Raw genomic sequence first — 17,498 nt, 5'->3', positions numbered from 1 at the left:
ATAGTCCAGTCAAGCTTAGTGAAAATTGATGGGTTCAAATTAAATATTGATAATGTTGAAAGTTTGAATAAAATTTTTAATATAGTTTCTATTGAATTTAATAAGAAAATTCAGTGGCTTTTTCAATGCAGGAAACTTTTTTGCTTTTCAAAAATTAAATAATTTGAGGTTAGAAAATTAATAATTCATATTCGCCATTGATTACAAGTAAAAGAAATCCTTTGGTTAGAAAATTAAGGGGTCTTTTGAAAAAAACTGGACGTGAAGAGCATTCTTCTCTTTTGCTTGAGGGGTCTCATTTATTAGAAGAGGCTTTGAAAACAAATTTTCTGCCAACAGAAGTTGTTGCGACTCCTGAATGGTGTGATGCGCATGAGGAAATTTTAAAAAAAATAGCTTCAAGATCATTGTTAACCCTAGTAACTAAGAACGTTTTAGAAGCATCTTTGTCAACAGTGACACCTGATGGTGTCGCAGCGATATTCCCAATGCCAGGGTTACCAAAACCGGGAAAAACCCCAAAACACATTTTAGCTTTAGATAGGATTCAGGATCCTGGCAATTTGGGAAATTTATTCAGATCAGCCCTTGCTGGTGAATATGAAGTTATGTGGTTGGCTTCTGGGGCAGATCCCCTCAATCAAAAGGTTTTAAGATCCTCAGCTGGCTCAGTTCTTCATTTACCTTTTGAACGGATGGGAGATTCATCCTCCTCAAGTATTGAAATGCTTGTTTCAAAACTCAATATTGCAATTGATGATAATTACCAAGTAGTTGGAACAATTTCACCGAATAAAATTACTGATAAGAAAGTGAGACCTTATTGGGAATTAGACTGGGATCTCCCTACTGTATTGGTTCTTGGTAATGAAGGCTCAGGTGTTCATTCTTCAATTGAAGCCTGTTGTACAGATTTTGTTACCTTGCCTCATAGCTCATTAGTTGATTCACTAAATGTGGCATCTGCTGCAGTTCCTCTCTTGTTGGAGCGACAAAGAGTAAAAATGGTAAGGGTATCCAAAAAAAACCGTGAGTGAAATTTCTTTTGACTTTGATTTAATTGTTGTCGGAGCTGGATATGGAGGGTTTGATGCTGCTAAACATGCAGCAGAAGCTGGCCTGAAAGTGGCGATTGCCGAATCAAGAGATATGGGTGGAACCTGTGTCAACAGAGGATGTGTACCTTCTAAAGCATTATTAGCAGCCAGTGGTAAAGTTCGTGAGCTTGCAAATGTTCCTCATCTTGCTGACTTTGGGATACATTCTGCTCCGGTTAGATTTGAACGTAAAAAAATTGCCGAACATGCAAAAAACTTAGTTGAGACAATTCGAAAAAATCTAACTAAAACATTAGAAAGATCGGGAGTTGAGATCCTTAAAGGAGAAGGACGTTTAGAAGGTAATCAAAAGGTTGGTTTAAGAGAAACTAATGGAGTTGATAGGATTTTTTCCGCTAGAGATATTATCTTGGCTACAGGCTCAGACCCTTTTGTACCGCCTGGGATTGAAATTGATGGACGAACTGTTTTTACAAGTGATGAGGCTATTAATTTAGAATGGTTGCCAAGATGGATTGCAATAATTGGTAGTGGCTATATAGGTCTGGAATTCGCTGATATTTACACAGCCTTAGGTTGTGAGGTGACCATGATTGAAGCTCTTGATAAAGTAATGCCTACTTTTGATCCTGACATAACGAAAATTGCTTCAAGAAACCTAATTGATAAAAGAGATATTGAAACTCGAGCTGGCGTGTTTGCTACTAAAGTTAAGCCAGGTTGTCCCGTCGAGGTCGAGCTTACAGATGCAAAGAGTCGAGAAGTGATCGAGGAGTTACAAGTTGACGCTGTTCTGGTAGCAACAGGCCGAGTACCTTCTACTCAAAATCTAAATCTACAATCTGTTGGAGTTGAAACAACGAGAGGTTTTATTCCAATTGATGATCAGATGAGAGTATTGGTGAATGAAAAACCAGTTTCTAATTTATGGGCAGTGGGAGATGTTACAGGTAAGTTGATGTTGGCACATACTGCTGCAGCGCAAGGGAGTATTGCTGTAGAAAATATTTTAGGAAAAGGAATAGAAATTGACTACAGAAGTATTCCTGCAGCGACTTTTACTCACCCTGAGATAAGTTCCGTTGGACTTTCGGAAGAAGAAGCAAAAGATCTAGCGAAAAGTGAAGGCTTTGAACTTGGAATTGTAAGGAGTTATTTTAAAGCGAACTCTAAGGCCTTGGCTGAATTAGAAAGTGATGGAATTATGAAGTTGATTTTTAATAAAGAGACGGGAGAGGTCCTTGGTGCTCATATATATGGATTACATGCTGCTGATCTTATACAAGAGGTTTCTAATGCAATTTCTAGAAGACAACGAGTCAATGACTTAGCAAAAGAAGTTCATACTCATCCAACATTAAGTGAAGTTGTAGAGGTTGCTTATAAACAGGCATCTTTACAATTAAAGAAGTAGTTAAATCTAATTTTATTTTTATAGATCATTAATTATTTAAATTATGGAAATCAGAAGAAGACCTCCTAACCCAAGTATAAAAGTAGCTAATTTAGAGTATGCAATCCCACATCCAGATTCAAAACCTAAAAACATTTTGGAGGAAATCGTTTGGGCAAAACATCTAGAAGTTGAGATTGCAAGAAAAAAAGTTTCGCTTGAAGATTTAAAAAAAAAGATCAAGGATTTACCAAAAACAAATAGATTTATAGATGCATTAAGAAATAGTAAGTCGAAACCAGCACTAATCGCAGAAATAAAAAAAGCCAGTCCGAGTAGAGGGATAATTAGAGAGGACTTTGACGCGAGAATGATAGGTAAAATGTATCAAAAGGGAGGTGCTAGTTGCATATCAGTCTTAACAGATAAAAAATTCTTTCAAGGTGGTTTTGATGTCTTAGTTGAAGTTAGAAAGGAAATAACAATCCCAATTCTTTGTAAGGATTTTATTCTTTACCCCTATCAGCTTTATCAAGCAAGAGCTGCGGGCGCTGATGCTGCACTTTTGATAGCCGCAATCCTGACTGATTCTGATTTAAAATACTTATCTAAGGTCGCTGAAAATTTGGGACTTACAATATTAGTAGAGGTTCATGACTCAAAAGAACTTGAAAGAGTACTAAATATTAATGTATTTAATTTAATAGGTATTAATAATAGGAATTTAAAGAGTTTTAAAACTGATCTTGAAATTACAAAGGAATTGGCTAAGAATTATGCTAACCAAATCAAGGAAAATTCTATTACTTTGGTAAGCGAGTCAGGTCTATTTACTCGAGAGGATTTGGCCTTAGTAAAGAGTTATGGTGCTGATGCTGTTTTGGTTGGTGAATCTCTTATGTCACAGGAAGATATATTAGGTGGAGTTATAAAGTTAATTGGTAAATTATAAATCAAGTAAAAGATATATACCAATCACTTAAATCTACTTAGAGAAAATTTTGTCTACTTTTCCAATAATTAAATCTAATTCAATTAAACCCAATTCTCTACTATCTGTGCTCTCAACGGAGTTGTCTCCCCTTAAATCAAATTTATTTTGATAAATCCTATGAATTCTTTTAATTATTAACTTATTTTTTGTTTTTGGATGAGAGGCAACGACAATATCGCCAATCTTTAAGTCAATATTTCTCGGATGTAATTTTTTATATGTTATCAAATCTCCCTCTTTAAGCGTTCCTTCCATAGAATTACCGACAACACGTAAATGTTGTCGGTAACCGATTATTAAAGAAAGTAAAGTAAATAAATCTGGCTTGTGGAAAAGACTTTTATCAGCTTGCGGTAACCCAGCTATCACTTCTACCTTTTGAAGACCAAAACATCGAGTGAATCTTTTGTACTGCTGCTAATAATTCTTCTGCTTTGGTTTGATCAATATTTACCTTGCATGCACTACAAAGCTTTGCTGCTTTCCAAAAAGTGTCATGAAGGTCTGGATATGTAGCTAGGTGTTCAGGTTTGAAATAATCAGTCCAGAGGATTAGAAGTTCTTTTTTGGTCTTTTGTGATTCTTCTTCTTTAATCGCAACGAATCGAGAAAAAGTATTGTTATAAGCTGAAATGGAAGCTTGATCATTACCAGCTGGAGCTAAAGCAATAAGTTTTTTTGTCATAGACAAAACTGCCTCTGCAGCAACTCTTGCAGAGGCAGGGTCGTATACACCGCAAGGTCCGTCACAGTGAGCGTGAACAGATTGTGCTGGTAGCTTGCTAAAGATTGATGTAAGTGTTTCGCTCAACATCTGAAAATAATTTGAGAATATTTTTTTTTACATTAATGGCGTTTGTCGACAAACGCCATAATTTTTTCTAGAGCTTTCTGAATAATTTAAGAAATTCACTTAACACCCAATAACTCCACTTCAAAAGTTAAAACTGAATTAGGGGGGATTGGACCTATTCCTCTGCTGCCATACCCCAATTCTGGAGGGATGACTAATTTTCTTTTACCTCCAACTTTCATTCCTGCGACTCCCTCATCCCAACCCTTTATCACCATTCCTGCACCTAAAGAAAATTCAAAAGGACCTCTTCCATAACTGCTGTCAAATTCTTTCCCATCATCAAGAGTACCCTTATAATTTACTGAGACACTTGTTCCTGGAGTGGCTTCTTGACCATCACCTAAAACTAATTCAGTGATTTTCAGCCCACTTGAAGTTACTTGAGATGCTCCTATCTCAGCTCCTCCGAGAGGAGCATTGCTTGCACTGGTTTTATCTGAGGCCATAGTGAAAAGTAATGGATTAGGGTCTTCTGGGTCTAATTCAAATGGATTAGTTACAGTCTCGTTTGTTTTTGTGGATTGCCTTACATCCGCTTGAATTGGTTGGTCAATTTGTAAGGCATTTGTTGGGGTTGGTGAGATGATTTGGCTGATAACTGCAATCATCAAGCAGCTGAGGCAAACAGAAAAGCTAATTAAGATTTCTCTCACAGCATTATTAAGTAGTCTGAAATATTCTTACAGATTAATACCCAAATTACATCTATTTAAAAGATAACTAACCAGAGAGTATGAATTTTGTCGGTGTATATTTTATCTAAATTGAATTTATGCATAATATCTATTCTCTTTTTTTTAAAGCTTTTGCTGGGGGATCTCTAGCAGGTATCTCCCTTAGTCAAGGCAACTATATATTCATGCTTTTGGGAATATCTTTCCTTTGGCCCGCTAGTAAGAATCCATGGGGAGGCTTTTGTTGGGGTGCGATGGCTATTTTATGGAGTCATAAGTGGTTGCTATATTTACATCCAATCACTTGGGTAGGGATAAACTCAAATTTAAGCCTACCTATTACCATTTTTATATGGCTTTTTTGTGGAGCCTTTGGAGGAGCTCTGGTTTTTATTTGGTCAGCTTTGAGTGGCTTTTTTGCTCTTAGAGGACTGCAGTTTTCTAAATTAGAAAATAAGTTTATTTATGCCGTCTTATTGTCAACTATATGGGGCCTAACTGAGGAAATACTATCTAGAGGTCCTTTGTTTTGGATGGGTGTAGGGCCAAGTTTATTACCACAAGATAGATATTTGGCTGGGTTAGCAAGATGGATAGGTTCGGGAGGATTGGCCTCCATACATCTTTTAGCTGGATGGTGGATTTGGCAATTTTCAATTGCTTTTCAAGCTAGAAAAAAATTCAAGAAATTGATTATTCTTGGCTTTGCTTATTTTTCTTTAGCTCATTTAATTGGATTTATCTTGTTGTTGGATTCTCCAACTGATTCGGCAGAAAAGGTTGCGATGTGGCAAACAAATATTCCAATAAGACAAAAATTTAATCAGGAGGAAATAAAGGCTTTGCCTTCAAAAGTAAATAGAGCATTGACTGATGCTGTTGAAATGAATGCATCTTTTTTAATTGCCCCAGAGGGAACGTTGCCTCTGGATAGATCAAAGATTCGAGATTTTCCTATTAAATTTCTCTCTGGAGGTTTCAGGAAAATAAATGGTTCTCTACGAAGTTCACTATTAATTTTTAATCCAGGTGAAGAGTCTTTTTCAGATGTATTGGATAAATCTAGATTAGTCCCTCTGGGAGAATGGATTCCTGCTTTGCCAAACTTTTTGAAAAATGGCCTCTCTGCAGTAGGTGGAATTAAAAGTGGAAATCCATCAAGACTTCTTGACTGGGAGGGACCATCTTTTGCAGGTGCTATTTGTTATGAATTGAGTAATGGGGAAGCCATAGCTAAAGCCGTAAATCAAGGGGCCAAATGGATTTTAGTAATTGCTAATTTAGATCCTTATCCTATTTCTTTGCAGAGACAATTTTTATCTATTGCTCAATTAAGGAGTATTGAAACATCAAAAAATTTAATATCTGTCTCCAATACTGGTCCAACATCTTTGATAAAAAGTAATGGAAAAATTGATACCCTCCTTAACCCAAATAAAGAACTTGTTCAGCTCGTTGACCTGGAATTAAATGGAAAGAAAACACTATATACATTTATTTATGAATTACCTATGATTGCTGTCATTCTTATAAGTTTAATAGCTCTTATGCAATTACGCAAAGATGGTTAATGTTAATACTCTTTCGAAATAAGTCCTCCTCCTAATACATAATCACCCTTGTAAAATACTGCTGCTTGTCCAGGAGTAATTGAAAATTGAGCTTCTTCAAAATGAATATGACATTTATAACAATAATTTTCTTTAGTACTATCAATAATTGGAATTAGAGTTGCTTTCACTGCTTTACTTCTATATCTAATTTGAACCTCAACTTCAATTGGTTCTTGAGGCGCTTCAATTGATACCCAATTTAAATCTTTTACAACACACTCTGACTGACCAGAATCTTCTCTTGGGGCAACAATTACTCTGTTTAAAGAGGCATCAATTTCAACAACATGTAAAGGTACTTCCCAGGCAATACCTAATCCCTTTCGTTGTCCTATAGTGAAATGCTGAATTCCATTATGGGAGCCTATAATTTGCCCGTTTTTAAGGACAACTTCTCCTTCCTTTTGGGGTAGATACTTATCAATAAATGCATTCATTGATCCGTAATGTTCAGCGAGACAAAGGTCTTGGCTTTCTGGCTTTTTAGCAGTTTTTAATGAATGTTTAAAAGCTTCGATTCGTGTTATCTCTTTGGTTAATTCTCCTAGAGGAAAAATTGTTTTTCCTAAAATTTCTTGAGGAAGATCATATAAAAAATAGCTTTGATCTTTGTTGAGATCTTTACCCCTTAAAAGTTTATGTCTTTTGATTCCATTACTTGGAAGATCATTTTTATTGAAAGATTCAGTTGAGTATCTAATCCTTGCGTAGTGTCCAGTAGCAATTTTTTCGATATTTTTATTTTCTTTAACCCATTTGAGCATTTCTGAGAATTTGACTGATTTATTGCAGCGCGAGCAAGGCAAAGGGGTAATTCCCTCCTCGTATCCTTTTAAGACATTATTGATAATTTCTTTTTGAAAGATTTCTTTTGAGTCAACTATGTGATGCTTGATTCCAAGTTGATCACATATCCCTGCAGCATCAATTAATCCATCAGAGCAGCAAGAACCTTTCCCTTTCATAAGCCACAAAGTTAACCCCACTACATCCCAACCAGCTTCACAGAGAAGAGCAGCCGTTAAGGAGCTATCTACGCCTCCGGAAAGCCCCACGACAACCGAATGATTTCCAGAAAACGTTTGCAGTCTTTTTAATGTTTTCTCGACTGTTTCGTCTGAAGTCAAATGATTTAAAACTTTTTTTGTTTCTCTTGTTTCCAAATTCATTGGCATTGATAGTAGCTTCTATTCATAGTGGGATTGGTTGCTTTTTGATTTTGAATTGGCCTCAATCTGACTCGGAGCATTTGATGGTTTCTTCAGAGCAGATGCAAAACATAGAAAAAAAAATGTTTTCTATGGGTATGCCTGTTGAAGCTTTGATGGAAAAAGTAGGGATTGGTATCTCATCATGGATATTAGACAGACAAGGATTGATTGAAAATGGTGCAATCGTTTTGGTAGGTCCAGGTCATAACGGAGGTGATGGACTTGTTGTTGCAAGAGAACTTTATATGGCAGGCGTAGATATCTCCATTTGGTGTCCATTTCCTTTGAAAAAAGAATTAACACAAAAACATTTTGATTATGCAATACAGATTGGGATTGAAAACTTGGAGCATAAACCCGATTCGAATTCTGATTTATTATGGATTGAGGCTTTATTTGGATTAGGACAATCAAGAGCTATTTCTGATGAAATAGTTCACTTATTGAATTCGAAGAAAACATTTAGTCCTGATAAGTTAGTTAGTATTGATGTCCCTGCGGGCCTGGACTCAGATAATGGAAATACAATATCAAATTCATCATGCATAGCTACTTTAACATTATCTTTAGGCCTATTTAAGTCTGGGTTAATTCAAGATTCAGCTATTGATTTTGTAGGTGATCTAGAGAGAGTAGATATCGGGATTCCAGATAAGATTTTGACTGATCTGCCTGAAACCCAGCCTCTAAGGATTTCTTTTTCAGATTTGTCTACTTTTACTTGGCCTAGGCCGAGTAAAAGTAAAAGCAAATACCAAAGAGGAAGAGTTCTTGTTGTTGCTGGGAGTGAGAGATACAGGGGAGCAGCATCACTTGCTTTGAATGGCGCTTTGGCAAGTGGAACTGGGAGTGTTAGCGCTTTTTTGCCTAAGTCAGTTTCATCTGCTCTTTGGAGTACGCATCCTGAAGTCTTATTGCTTGGCTGTCTAAAAACTTTTCAGGACGGCTCTTCAGATATTTCTACAGTTTTCAATGAGGTTGACCTAAATAGATTCGACTCAATTTTGCTTGGACCAGGATTAGGGATTGCAGAAGAAAAAGATTGTTTTGGAGCTGAATTAAAAGATTTCAAAGGCCTACTTATTCTTGATGCTGATGCAATAAATCGTCTGTCGAAAACTTCGAAAGGTTGGAAATGGCTAAATGATAGAAATGGACCTACCTGGCTTACGCCTCATTTAGATGAATTTCAAAGGCTATTTCCTTTTATTGATTGCTCGAATCCATTGAAGGCTGGAACTGATTCTGCAAAACTTTGCAGCTCTTCGGTCTTATTAAAATGTGCACATAGTGTTATTTCTGATCCAGAAGGCAAAACCTGGCAAATCGGACAAGTGAATTCAAGTATTGCAAGAACTGGTCTTGGCGATATTTTGGCTGGTTTCGTTTCAGGAATGGGAGCTATTGGCCTGGCAAGTAGTAATCGGTTGGATACTAATTTGCTCGCTGCATCTGCATTGATGCATGCATATGCTGGTGCATCTTGCCCAAGAGGGAGCACCGCAAGTGCTATTTGCACTTTTCTTGAAGAATTAATGAAAAAAGAAAATTCTTGAAATGTTTTGAAACAAACATTTACGGGGCTGTAATTGGTCTATTTGGTGTCATTTGTTAACTAATCGTCAACAGAATCTGAAGCCTTCTTGAAACCTACGCTTCTTTGGCGATTTCTGTAGGAAAGTCTTACCACTTTGAAGTACGGGGTCAAGAAACAATGGTTTCATCTGCACCCAAGCCTGCTGAATCACAAAAACGACGCAGCAGTGATCCAATTAGTTGGTACCTTTCCTCAATTGGAAGGGTTCCTCTTTTAACACCAGCTGAAGAAATTGAACTTGGTAATCAGGTTCAAACCATGATGAATCTCACTGAAGATGGTCAAATTAAAGAGCAAAGCAAAGAATTTAATTCTCATCAAAAAAGATTGATTCGAATAGGAAGAAGGGCAAAGGAGAGAATGATGAAAGCTAATCTTCGGCTAGTAGTCAGTGTCGCAAAAAAATATCAAGGAAAAGGTCTGGAACTTCTAGATTTAGTGCAGGAAGGCTCTCTTGGATTAGAAAGAGCAGTTGAGAAGTTTGACCCTACCCGTGGTTATAAGTTCTCTACTTATGCTTTTTGGTGGATAAGGCAAAGTATGACAAGAGCCATTGCTTGCCAGTCAAGAACAATTCGTCTTCCTGTTCATTTAAGTGAGAGATTAGCGACTATCAGAAAAATCAGCTTGGATTTGGCTCATAAGCTAGGGGCAATGCCTAGCCGTATTGAAATAGCTGAGGCAATGGAAATTGAGTTGGAAGAACTTGATTCGATTTTGAGACAAGCTCTTACTACAAGCAGTCTTGATGCCCCAGTCAACGGTGATGAAGGTCGTAGCTTCTTAGGTGATCTAATAGCAGATGGCTCTGGAGAAGAACCACTGGATAAAGTTGAACAAAAAATCCATCAAGAGCAACTAGGAAGATGGCTAAGTCATTTAAGTGAACAAGAACAGCACGTTATTAGACTTAGATTTGGATTAGAGGGTAATGAGAGACATACTCTCGCAGAGATAGGAAGACTTTTACAGGTTTCTCGTGAGAGGGTTAGACAAGTTGAGCTAAAGGCTTTAAGGAAATTGAGAAACCTCACTAGAAAGCTTCCAAGTGGAATCTGAAAATTTATTAATTATTAATATTTAGTTTTCTGCCCAGATATATCTAGTTAATTCACTAGGATCAGGTTCTGGTGCATTTAGAGCAAACTCAACTGCATCATTAACTTCTATATCAATTTCTTTCTCAATAATTTTCAATTCTTCATTAGTAACTAATCCAGAATTAGTAAGATCATTTTTTAGTTTTTTAATTGGATCTCTTTTTGCCCAGAATTCTTTTTCTTGCTCAGATCTCAGTTCGTCCGGATCGGCTAAAGAATGCCCTCTGAATCTGTAGGTTAAGCATTCTATCAAAGTAGGCCCTTCCCCAGCTCTTGCTCTCTCTAGGGCTCTTTGAGCGGCACCTCTTACAGCTAATACATCCATTCCATCAACCTCTTCTCCTTTCATCCCAAATGCAGAGGCTTTTCGCCATATTTCTGTCTCACTAGTCGCTCTGTCATGAGCCATTCCAATTGCCCATTTATTATTTTCGACCACAAATATGATGGGTAATTTCCACAATTGGGCCATATTTAAGCATTCATAAAATTGACCTATGTTGCAAGTGCCATCTCCAAAAAAGGCTGCAGTTACAGAATCACTATTTTCTTTAAGAGCCTCCCTTCTATATTTGCTTGTAAAGGCGGCCCCAAGTGCAACTGGAATACCCTCACCAATAAATGCATATCCTCCAAGTAGATGATGTTCTTTTGAAAAAAGATGCATAGAGCCTCCTCTTCCCTTGCTGCAGCCAGTTTCTTTACCGAATAACTCGCTCATTACCTCTTTTGCAGGGACTCCAGCACTTAAAGCATGGACATGATCTCTGTAAGTGCTACAAAACCAGTCATGTTTGCGTCGCATTGCACCAATGACTCCAGTGCTTATTGCTTCTTGTCCGTTGTAAAGATGGACAAACCCAAACATTTTTCCTCTGTAATACATTTCCGCACATTTGTCTTCAAAACGCCTTCCTAAAGTCATATCTTTGAAAAGATTTAAACCAATATCTCTATTGATTTCAGCGGGTTTTGTGTCAGAAAGATTGCTTAGTCTGTCCGCGTGTTCCTTGTGCTGACTGGGGTCTTGGCTGGTTTTGTCTGGGTTGGGAGACATGATTTTGTTCATATTCACTTATCAATCCTTTTTAGACTTTAAGCGTCAATGGATGCAAAATGATTAAAACGCCTTACGATGCCTAGAGATTTTTTCTAATTACCTGGTAGCGATTGGAATTACCTATTGATCATTTTCGCTTATTGGGGGTTAGCCCTTCTGCAAATGCTGAAGAAGTCCTCAGGGCTTTTCAGCTAAGGCTAGATCGTCCTCCCAAGCAAGGCTTTACTTATGAAGTTTTAGCTCAGAGATCTGAGTTATTGCGACTTTCTGCTGATCTTCTATCCAATCCTAAAGAACGTCAATCTTACGAACTTGCTCTGATTGAAGGCTCTTCAGGCCTTGATTTGTCTTCAAAAAGAGAAGTTGCTGGTTTACTTCTTCTTTGGGAATCAAAAGCTTCTTTCCAAGCGTTTAAACTTGCAAAAAAAGCATTACAACCTCCACAAGCTCCTGCTCTAGGTAGTGGTAGAGAATCTGATTTGACCTTGATAGCAGCTTTATCTTGTAGGGATGCTTCTATTGATGAGCAAGCGAGCAGAAGATATGCCTCCGGGGCTGAATTGCTTGAGGAGGGCATACAGTTATTACAAAGAATGGGTAAGCTTGTTGAAGAAAGAAAAACCCTTGAATTAGATTTAGAAGCTTTACTCCCATATAGAATTCTTGATTTATTAAGTAGAAACCAAGAAGATGAAAAATCTCATCATGATGGCATGAGGTTGCTTGAAGATTTTGTTAATAAAAGAGGAGGACTTGAAGGGAAAAGAAATTCAGAAAAAATAGGAGGATTAAATCAAACTGACTTTGAGCTATTTTTTCTTCAAATTAGGAAATTTTTAACGGCAAAAGAACAATCAAAACTTTACTTGAATTGGTACCGAAGAGGTTCTGAAGATGCAGCTTTCCTTGCCGCTTTTTCTCTAGTTGCCTCTGGCTTTTCTTCTAGGAAGCCAGAACTTTTACAAGAAGCTCGTAAATATCTCAGGAATATTAATATTAATGGCTTTGATGCGATGCCACTAATTGGATGCTTAGACCTTTTATTAGGGGATGTAAGACAGGCAGAAGCTCGTTTTAGAAGTAGTTCAGATGAGAAATTAAAAGATTGGTTAGATAACTATCCTGGTGAGACTTTGGCGGCTCTTTGTGACTATTGTCGAAATTGGTTGAAAAAAGATGTTTTAGTAGGTTTTAGTGATGTTGAAATACTATCTGTAAATCTTGATGATTGGTTTGCCGATAAAGAAGTACAAGATTATATAGAACAATTAGAAAAGAATGGAGCATTAGGTATTGCAAAGGCAGGCTTTTCTTTCCTATCTTCATTGGCCCCTGAACAACAACTTGAGAATAATTCATCAAAAAATCTTTTAGCAGAAGCAGGATTGCCAATGCCAGGGGGTGCCATAGATGAAATGCTGAGAGAAAAGTCATTTGAATCACCATTTAAAAGTAAAGAAGCTTTTTTAAGATCTGATTTAGTCAAAAACATAATTTCAAAATATTCTTTAGCAATTGAATTAATAAAAAATTCAGATTTTAAATCTTTCATATTGAAACGTCCAATTTATTCAAGTGCTTTAGCATTTGCCAGCCTATTTATTATTGGAACTAGTATTGGAATACTTACACAGAGAAAACCAAACGAAAATAACAATCTCAATAATATTTCAAGAAATGAGGTCATTAAACCAGATAAAATTAAAATTAATTATAATGAATCAAGTCAAAAATCAAATAACAAAGAAGGATTAAACTTAAATAAATTAATTCCTCTCACTTCATTGGCTCCATCAGATCAGGAAATTAAATTTCTTATTGAATCTTGGTTGAAAGGTAAAGCAGATATATTGAATGGTTTTGATAGTCAATTTCTTTCTTCTGTAGCAAGATCTTCGCTATTTAATAGAGTTATTGAACAAAGAAAGAAAGATAAATTATTAGGTCAAAGACAGATTATTGATGCAAATATAATTTCAATCAAAATTCTGCAAAGATCAGATAAAAGAATAGCAGCAGATGTAGAATTAAATTACAAAGATAAAACCATTAATTCTTCAGGTGAGGTTTTGACAGAAACCGTTATCCCTTCTTTGAAAGTAAAATATATAATAGGTAAGAATAAAAATAACTGGCAAGTTGTTGACTATATTAGTGGAAATTAAAAAATAATTTTAAAATTATTTCTTCAACACCAAGAAAATGTTTGATGAACTAACCAATCAATTTGAAGATGCTGTAAAGGCATTCAAAGGTGAAGCAAAAATTTCTGAGGAAAATGTTGATGAAGCACTTAAACAAGTCAGACGAGCTCTCCTAGAAGCAGATGTTAGTTTGACAGTGGTAAAAGAATTTATCGATGAAGTACGAGTTAAGGCTGTAGGTACAGAAGTTGTCAGAGGTATAAACCCAGGGCAGAAATTTATTCAAGTAGTTCATGAGCAACTTGTGAATGTCATGGGTGGAGAGAATGACCCCTTGGCAAATTCAAACGAAAAACCAACTGTGATTTTAATGGCTGGCCTTCAGGGAGCTGGAAAGACTACAGCCACAGCAAAACTTGGATTGCTTCTTAAAGAAAAAAATCAAAAACCATTACTGGTTGCTGCTGATACATATAGGCCAGCTGCTATCGATCAATTAGTAACTTTGGGGAATCAAATTGACGTAGATGTTTTTTATTTAGGTTCCGATTTCAAGCCTGAGGATATTGCCAGACAAGGTTTAGAAAAAGCTAAAGAAGAGGGATTCGACACTGTCCTTGTAGATACTGCTGGTCGACTTCAAATTGATACGGAAATGATGGGCGAGATGGTTCGTATTAAAAAGGCCGTTCAGCCTGATGAGGTTTTGTTGGTAGTGGATTCAATGATTGGCCAAGAGGCCGCAGATATTACCAGAAGTTTTCATGAAAAAGTAGGAATAACAGGTGCTGTTCTCACAAAGCTAGATGGAGATTCAAGAGGTGGAGCTGCTCTTTCTATAAGAAAAATCAGCGGTAAACCAATCAAATTTATAGGTACTGGAGAAAAGGTTGAGGCTTTGCAACCTTTCTATCCCGAGAGAATGGCGAGCAGAATTTTAGGCATGGGGGATGTTTTAACCCTTGTTGAAAAAGCACAGAAAGAAGTTGAAATTGCTGATGCAGAAGTCATGCAAAAAAAGCTTCAAGAAGCAACTTTTGATTTCTCAGATTTCGTAAAGCAGATGAGGATGATAAAACGAATGGGCTCGTTAGGGGGATTGATCAAAATGATTCCTGGGATGAATAAAATTGATGATGGAATGATAAAAAGTGGAGAAGATCAGCTAAAAAAAATCGAAGCAATGATTGGTTCAATGTCAGTAGAGGAAAGGAATAAGCCTGAATTATTGGCAGCACAACCATCAAGACGTCGGAGAGTTGCGAGTGGCAGCGGACATAAGTCAGCAGACGTTGATAAGGTTCTCGCTGATTTCCAGAGGATGCGAGGCTTGATGAAGCAGATGTCAACTGGAGGTGGGCTTCCAGGTATGGAGGGAGGACTTCCGGGTATGGGAGGACTTCCTGGAATGCCTTCATCAGGTGCTAATCCTTATCAGTCAAGAAAAGGAAGAGGAGGGCCCAATTCTGTACCCAGAAGACAGAGACCAGTTAAGAAAAAGAAAGGTTTTGGTGATCTTTAGGTATATCAAAAAGCTAAATTAATCATCTGTGGAGTATTATTAGTTTGAAGAACTTTTGAGTTCAATCCACTTACAAATAAATCGAAGATGATCAAGCTCCGCCTTAAGCGGTTTGGTAAAAAGCGTGAATCCAGTTTTCGTCTAGTTGCCTGTAATAGCACTTCCAGGCGAGATGGTCGCCCTCTACAAGAACTAGGCTTTTACAATCCAAGAACCAAGGAAACTAGGTTAGATACAGAGGCTTTGAGAATTCGACTAGGTCAAGGTGCTCAGCCTACTGATGCTGTAAGAACTTTATTAGAAAAAGGGGGACTACTTGAAAAGAAAGCTCGACCAGCTGAAGTTTTAGGTAAGCAAAAACAAGAAAAAGAGAGATCAGCAAAGAAAAAAGATGCAGCTGCATCGGAAACTTCTGAATAAGAAGTTTTGATGAGTATCAATAACTTGAAAAATATATATGTCTGAAGCAGCCACTGAGGGTCGCTTTTGTATAGATCTGCCTGATTCCGATGCTGCTACTGCTTTGTCAGGGACTGGTCAGGCAACACTTCATAGATTGGAAAATCTTACAGGAGCTAATTTTGCGTTAAGGGGATTGCAGCTCGAAATAAAGGGAACTTCTTATCAATTAGAGAGAGCTGCTGCAATTGTTGAATTAGTTAGGCCCATTTGGGAAGAAGGACAAATTGTTTCAATCGTTGATTTACATGCCGCGGCTAAAGCTTTGGATAATGGCAAAAAAAATGATCACGCCAAATCAACTACTAAAGTTTTAGCCAGAAGTCAAAGAGGAAATCTTTTAAGACCAAGGACAATTAGGCAAAAATTATATGTAGAAGCTATGGAGAAAAGTGATCTTACTTTTGCTTTAGGTCCAGCAGGAACAGGCAAAACATTCTTAGCAACTGTATTCGCGGTGCGAATGCTTACTGAGAGAAAAATTGAGAAAATTATTTTAACAAGACCTGCAGTTGAAGCTGGTGAAAGATTGGGCTTCTTACCTGGAGACTTGCAGCAAAAGGTTGATCCCTATTTAAGACCTTTATATGATTCTCTTCACTCTTTACTTGGACAAGAAAAAACTAATTTACTCATAGAAAAAAATGTGATTGAAGTTGCCCCTTTGGCTTATATGCGAGGAAGGACTTTAGAAGAATCCTTTGTAATACTTGATGAAGCTCAAAACACAACACCAGCACAAATGAGAATGGTTCTTACCAGGTTAGGTGAGAGATCAAGGATGGTAGTAACTGGCGATATAACCCAAGTAGACTTGCCATTTGGACAAATGAGTGGACTTATTGAAGCAGCTGATTTACTCGAAAAGGTTGATGGGATTTCAGTTTGCAGACTCACCTCGGCAGATGTAGTAAGACATCCTCTTGTTCAAAGCGTTGTTGATGCTTATGCAGAACTAGATAAAAAAAGACGATAGGGTGATCCGCATTCACATTTGTGAAGACTTATTTTTTTTGTGCCAAAATGAAAATTAATAATTATCTGGTGCGTTATGCCAGCAAACAGCAATTTTCAACAAGCTATTCGTGAAGCACAATCAAGTGCACTTATCGGTCCAAATGTAGTAAACAAAGCCTTGCCTTATGTAGGCGGAGGAATGGCATTAACTGGGTTAGGCGTTTTAGGCGGGCTTTCTTTACAAGCAACTAACAATCCTTTATTTGGCCCACTATTTATTGTCGCGTTTATTGCCGAAATAGTTCTATTCTTCATGGCAAGTAGCGCTGCCAACAATGCAAATAACTCTAAGGCGCTTCCACTTCTTACAGGATTCAGCTTATTAACTGGATTCACGTTAAGTGGGATTGTTGGTTTGGCAATTCAAGTTGCAGGAATGGGAGCCATAGGTACAGCTGTATTCGCTACTGGGATCACTTTCGTGATTGCATCTTCTGTCGGCAGGAAAATGAGTGACAACGTTGGTCAAGCTTTGCAAGGTGCAGTTGGGCTTGGACTTCTTGGTCTAATTATTGCAATGGTCTTCCAGTTAATTGGTGGTTTATTTGCCCCGGGGATGTTCGGAGGCAGTGGATTTGAATTAATGATTGCTGGCTTTGGAACTGTACTTTTTGTTGCAATGTCTTTTGTAGATTTCTACACAATGCCAAGAAGATACAACGATGAGCAGTACTTGGCCGGAGCATTGGGAATGTACCTGACTTACATTAACCTATTTGTTTTTGTTCTTCGTCTTATTATTGCTCTTCAGGGCGGTGGCAGAAGAGATTAATTCTAATTAATAAGCATAAAAAAGAGCT

The 17,498-nt window shown here is 37.3% G+C and carries 16 protein-coding genes; 11 read left to right on the top strand and 5 right to left on the bottom strand.

Going from position 1 to position 17,498, the window contains the following annotated elements:
• Positions 1-197: 197 nt before the first annotated feature.
• Genes AC6EIZ_RS05370 through trpC form a run of 3 tightly spaced genes read left to right on the top strand, consistent with a single transcriptional unit; the run spans position 198 to position 3,403 of the window.
• The gene (locus AC6EIZ_RS05370; RefSeq protein ID WP_498512981.1) at positions 198-1,037 is read left to right on the top strand and encodes a TrmH family RNA methyltransferase; all 840 of its coding nucleotides are present in this window, start codon (positions 198-200) and stop codon (positions 1,035-1,037) included.
• Positions 1,030-2,472, top strand: a complete 1,443-nt coding sequence (lpdA, locus tag AC6EIZ_RS05365) for a dihydrolipoyl dehydrogenase (protein ID WP_498512979.1) — start codon at positions 1,030-1,032, stop codon at positions 2,470-2,472. The genes AC6EIZ_RS05370 and lpdA overlap by 8 nt, the downstream gene beginning before the upstream one ends.
• 43 nt (positions 2,473-2,515) lie before the next feature.
• Entirely contained in the window at positions 2,516-3,403 is an 888-nt protein-coding gene (trpC, locus tag AC6EIZ_RS05360) for an indole-3-glycerol phosphate synthase TrpC (RefSeq protein WP_498512978.1), read from the top strand.
• Between the two features lie 33 nt (positions 3,404-3,436).
• Here trpC and sodX read toward each other — a convergent pair whose 3' ends face one another.
• From sodX to AC6EIZ_RS05345, 3 genes are all read right to left on the bottom strand, one after another.
• Entirely contained in the window at positions 3,437-3,814 is a 378-nt protein-coding gene (sodX, locus tag AC6EIZ_RS05355) for a nickel-type superoxide dismutase maturation protease (RefSeq protein ID WP_498512977.1), read from the bottom strand.
• A complete protein-coding gene (sodN, locus tag AC6EIZ_RS05350) occupies positions 3,789-4,259 on the bottom strand; it encodes a superoxide dismutase, Ni (protein WP_498512976.1) in 471 nt (156 codons plus the stop codon). The genes sodX and sodN overlap by 26 nt, the downstream gene beginning before the upstream one ends.
• A gap of 95 nt (positions 4,260-4,354) precedes the next feature.
• Positions 4,355-4,954: an FKBP-type peptidyl-prolyl cis-trans isomerase gene (locus AC6EIZ_RS05345; protein ID WP_498512974.1), complete on the bottom strand. Its 600-nt coding sequence runs from the start codon at positions 4,952-4,954 to the stop codon at positions 4,355-4,357.
• 119 nt (positions 4,955-5,073) lie between these two features.
• Here AC6EIZ_RS05345 and AC6EIZ_RS05340 point away from each other — a divergent pair, with 119 nt between their 5' ends.
• Entirely contained in the window at positions 5,074-6,546 is a 1,473-nt protein-coding gene (locus tag AC6EIZ_RS05340) for an apolipoprotein N-acyltransferase (RefSeq protein WP_498512973.1), read from the top strand.
• A 2-nt stretch (positions 6,547-6,548) separates the two neighbouring features.
• On the opposite strand, the gene mnmA is transcribed toward AC6EIZ_RS05340, so the two are convergent.
• Positions 6,549-7,763 (bottom strand): tRNA 2-thiouridine(34) synthase MnmA, encoded by a 1,215-nt coding sequence (mnmA, locus tag AC6EIZ_RS05335; RefSeq protein WP_498512972.1) that lies wholly within the window; start codon positions 7,761-7,763, stop codon positions 6,549-6,551.
• Here mnmA and AC6EIZ_RS05330 point away from each other — a divergent pair.
• Positions 7,742-9,355: an NAD(P)H-hydrate dehydratase gene (locus AC6EIZ_RS05330; RefSeq protein ID WP_498512971.1), complete on the top strand. Its 1,614-nt coding sequence runs from the start codon at positions 7,742-7,744 to the stop codon at positions 9,353-9,355. The genes mnmA and AC6EIZ_RS05330 overlap by 22 nt on opposite strands.
• 158 nt (positions 9,356-9,513) lie before the next feature.
• A complete protein-coding gene (locus tag AC6EIZ_RS05325; protein ID WP_498512970.1) occupies positions 9,514-10,455 on the top strand; it encodes an RpoD/SigA family RNA polymerase sigma factor in 942 nt (313 codons plus the stop codon).
• 21 nt (positions 10,456-10,476) lie between these two features.
• Here the strand turns inward: AC6EIZ_RS05325 and pdhA are convergent, their stop codons facing one another.
• The gene (gene pdhA / locus AC6EIZ_RS05320; RefSeq protein ID WP_498512969.1) at positions 10,477-11,553 is read right to left on the bottom strand and encodes a pyruvate dehydrogenase (acetyl-transferring) E1 component subunit alpha; all 1,077 of its coding nucleotides are present in this window, start codon (positions 11,551-11,553) and stop codon (positions 10,477-10,479) included.
• A gap of 113 nt (positions 11,554-11,666) precedes the next feature.
• Here pdhA and AC6EIZ_RS05315 point away from each other — a divergent pair, with 113 nt between their 5' ends.
• From AC6EIZ_RS05315 to AC6EIZ_RS05295, 5 genes are all read left to right on the top strand, one after another.
• Positions 11,667-13,721, top strand: coding sequence for an IMS domain-containing protein (locus tag AC6EIZ_RS05315; RefSeq protein WP_498512968.1), 2,055 nt, complete (start codon positions 11,667-11,669; stop codon positions 13,719-13,721).
• A 37-nt stretch (positions 13,722-13,758) separates the two neighbouring features.
• Entirely contained in the window at positions 13,759-15,222 is a 1,464-nt protein-coding gene (gene ffh, locus AC6EIZ_RS05310; protein WP_498512967.1) for a signal recognition particle protein, read from the top strand.
• A gap of 87 nt (positions 15,223-15,309) precedes the next feature.
• Complete coding sequence (gene rpsP, locus AC6EIZ_RS05305; protein WP_498512966.1) at positions 15,310-15,642, top strand: 30S ribosomal protein S16; 333 nt, start codon at positions 15,310-15,312, stop codon at positions 15,640-15,642.
• A gap of 37 nt (positions 15,643-15,679) precedes the next feature.
• Entirely contained in the window at positions 15,680-16,657 is a 978-nt protein-coding gene (locus tag AC6EIZ_RS05300; protein ID WP_498512965.1) for a PhoH family protein, read from the top strand.
• Positions 16,658-16,732: 75 nt separating this feature from the next.
• Positions 16,733-17,470, top strand: coding sequence for a Bax inhibitor-1/YccA family protein (locus tag AC6EIZ_RS05295; RefSeq protein WP_498512963.1), 738 nt, complete (start codon positions 16,733-16,735; stop codon positions 17,468-17,470).
• The last annotated feature ends 28 nt before the right edge of the window (positions 17,471-17,498 follow it).

The organism is Prochlorococcus sp. G4PB16, assembly GCF_059772465.1.
Note: the sequence above shows the minus strand (reverse complement) of the source record. Positions and strands in the feature narration are given on the sequence as shown.

Excerpts from the sequence above, each read along its gene's own strand:
- trpC (WP_498512978.1), top strand. The coding sequence starts at position 2,516 with ATGGAAATCAGAAGAAGACCTCCTAACCCAAGTATAAAAGTAGCTAAT.
- sodN (WP_498512976.1), bottom strand. The coding sequence starts at position 4,259 with ATGTTGAGCGAAACACTTACATCAATCTTTAGCAAGCTACCAGCACAA.
- AC6EIZ_RS05340 (WP_498512973.1), top strand. The coding sequence starts at position 5,074 with ATGCATAATATCTATTCTCTTTTTTTTAAAGCTTTTGCTGGGGGATCT.
- mnmA (WP_498512972.1), bottom strand. The coding sequence starts at position 7,763 with ATGCCAATGAATTTGGAAACAAGAGAAACAAAAAAAGTTTTAAATCAT.
- AC6EIZ_RS05325 (WP_498512970.1), top strand. The coding sequence starts at position 9,514 with ATGGTTTCATCTGCACCCAAGCCTGCTGAATCACAAAAACGACGCAGC.
- pdhA (WP_498512969.1), bottom strand. The coding sequence starts at position 11,553 with ATGTCTCCCAACCCAGACAAAACCAGCCAAGACCCCAGTCAGCACAAG.
- ffh (WP_498512967.1), top strand. The coding sequence starts at position 13,759 with ATGTTTGATGAACTAACCAATCAATTTGAAGATGCTGTAAAGGCATTC.
- rpsP (WP_498512966.1), top strand. The coding sequence starts at position 15,310 with ATGATCAAGCTCCGCCTTAAGCGGTTTGGTAAAAAGCGTGAATCCAGT.
- AC6EIZ_RS05300 (WP_498512965.1), top strand. The coding sequence starts at position 15,680 with ATGTCTGAAGCAGCCACTGAGGGTCGCTTTTGTATAGATCTGCCTGAT.
- AC6EIZ_RS05295 (WP_498512963.1), top strand. The coding sequence starts at position 16,733 with ATGCCAGCAAACAGCAATTTTCAACAAGCTATTCGTGAAGCACAATCA.